The organism is Kosmotoga sp. (assembly GCF_982836095.1).
This window is the reverse complement of the sequence record NZ_CEYIHJ010000222.1, coordinates 1-2,388: the sequence shown is the minus strand read 5'-3', so window position 1 is coordinate 2,388 and position 2,388 is coordinate 1. Positions and strand designations below refer to the sequence as shown.

The window sequence follows — 2,388 nt, the reverse complement described above, 5'->3', positions numbered from 1 at the left end:
GGGCTGACCTGCTTATGAAAGGCAAAGTAAAAACGGGGGACTTGCTGAGTGTCTATCTCAAAGAAGAATATGGTCTCAGAACGGGGAGAACAATGAATCTGGTAAGCGTTTTTGAAATTCCTGGTTTTGATAGACTTCTCATTGTAACGGATGCTGGCATGGTAATAGCTCCCGACCTCCGACAGAAAGCGGATTCTATCGTAAACGCTTCCAGGGTTGCAGCAGCGCTGGGGATAAAAAAACCCAAAGTAGCTGTGTTAGGAGCAATGGAAGCTGCTATCCTTTCAAAAATGGCGCAAAGGCATCAGCTTTCAGATGTTGAGGTTGATGGCCCTCTGGCTCTAGATAATGCGATATCAAAAGAAGCTGCAAAGCACAAGGGTATAGATAGTCCCGTAGCAGGTAATGCTGATATCCTTATAATGCCAGATATAGAAGCTGGTAATATTTTCTATAAAGCAATGGTTTTCCTTGGTGGAGCGCTTGTTGCAAGCACTATAATGGGCGGCAAGGTTCCCATTATACTCACTTCAAGAGCGGACTCGGATACCACCAAACTCTTATCCATTGCCATGAACGTTTTGATTGCAAAGGGGGCTTCAAAGTGAAAATATTGGTTATCAACCCCGGATCAACCTCAACAAAACTCGCTATTTTCGAAGATGAGAGAATTATAGAAACAAAAACCATAAGACACACCTCTGAAGAACTCTCAGGCTTTTGCAATCTCTATTCACAGAAAGATTTCAGGAAAGAACTGATTGTCGAGTTCCTCAATGAAAGGGGATACTCTCTGAAAGAATTCGAAGCAATTGTAGGCAGGGGAGGTCTTTTAAGGCCCCTTCAGGGTGGTACTTACAGGGTCAATGAAAAAATGATCGAGGACCTCAAATCTGCAAAATACGGTGAACACGCTTCGAATCTTGGAGCTATTCTGGCCAAAGAACTTGCTGAAAAAGCTGGAGGAATCCCTGCTTTCATAGCCGATCCAGTTGTGGTCGACGAAATGAAGGAAGTGGCAAGATTTACCGGGCATCCAGATTTCCAGCGGAAATCCATTTTTCACGCGCTAAACCAAAAAGCTGTTGCTCGTTCTGTTGCCCAAAAATACGGCAAGAAGTACGAAGAAATGAATTTCGTTGTAGCACACATGGGTGGAGGCATCTCCATAGGTGCCCATGAAAAAGGAAGAGTAGTAGATGTAAACAATGCCCTGAACGGCGATGGCCCGTATACGCCTGAGAGATCCGGGACGCTTCCACTTACACAGCTTATCAAGCTCTGCTTCAGTGGAGAATACACAAAGAGCGAGATCAAAAAACTGATAAAGGGTAAAGGTGGGTTAGTTGCATATACAGGCACAAATGACTGTACAGTAATACAGCAAAAAATCCGGGAAGGTGATAAAGAGCTGGAACTATATTACCGGGGTATGGCGTATCAGATAATAAAGTGGATAGGCAAAATGGCTGCCGCTCTCAGAGGTGAGGTAGACGTGATCATTTTAACTGGTGGATTGGCTTATGATGACGGTTTTTTGGTACCCTGGATCAGCGAAAAGGTTTCATTCATTGCACCGGTGGAAGTCGTTCCCGGCGGAGACGAGGAGCTCGCCCTGGCTCTTGCAGCAAGCAGGGTGTTGAGGAGAGAAGAAGCCGTTAAATCTTATTGAGGTGAAAAGATGTTTGATAGCAGAATATCCGTTTTCATGGGGATGTTTGGCAGCGGAAAAACCGAGATTTCGCTGAATGTCGCCCTGGAGTTAAAAGAAAAATTCGAACACGTTGCCCTAGCTGATATAGATGTTATCAGTTCCTACTTCAGATCCAGAGATTACATCTCTGAGCTAGAGCGTATAGGCATAAGGCTTATCGCGCCTCATGGCGCATTGATGCATGCAGACCTTCCAATAATAACCGCAGCTGTCTATGGCTATATCTCCAACGAAACATACTCACTTATAATTGATGTTGGCGGTAACGATGATGGAGCTGTCGCTCTAGGCTCACTTAAAGTAGCTTTGGACGGAAAAGACGTACGCACTTATTTCGTGCTCAATCCTTATAGACCCTTCACAGATACAATTGAAAAGGCCGTAGAACATATAAGCCGGCTTTCGAAGGTGTCCAGAAGGAAGATCGATTATCTCATAAACAACGCCAACCTTGGCAATGAAACTACTTTAGAAAATATCAGATATGGGGAAAGGTTTGTAAGCGAGGTATCTAAACGTATCAACATACCTGTGCTGGCCACGGTGGTTGCCGATGGTATTTGCTTTAACGCAGAAAAGTTTCCGGTTTTCAAAATAAAAAAATTTCTCAAAACACCTTGGGACATCCGATAAATAGTACTAAATAGTACAAAAAGATGTCTTGCGCTGTGTAA

Annotated in this window: 3 protein-coding genes; all 3 read left to right on the top strand. The window is 44.0% G+C overall.

The window, feature by feature from the left end; translation table 11 throughout:
* Nucleotides 1–608, top strand: a 608-nt coding sequence (locus AC3LHT_RS10425; protein ID WP_488662840.1) for a phosphate acyltransferase, incomplete at its 5' end; no start/stop codon positions are given.
* On the top strand, nt 605–1,672 hold the full coding sequence (gene buk / locus AC3LHT_RS10420) for a butyrate kinase (protein ID WP_488662839.1): 1,068 nt from the start codon (nt 605–607) through the stop codon (nt 1,670–1,672). The genes AC3LHT_RS10425 and buk, both read left to right, overlap by 4 nt.
* A 9-nt stretch (nt 1,673–1,681) precedes the next feature.
* Nucleotides 1,682–2,347 (top strand): cobalamin biosynthesis protein CobQ, encoded by a 666-nt coding sequence (locus AC3LHT_RS10415; protein WP_290645513.1) that lies wholly within the window; start codon nt 1,682–1,684, stop codon nt 2,345–2,347.
* Nucleotides 2,348–2,388: the final 41 nt, after the last annotated feature.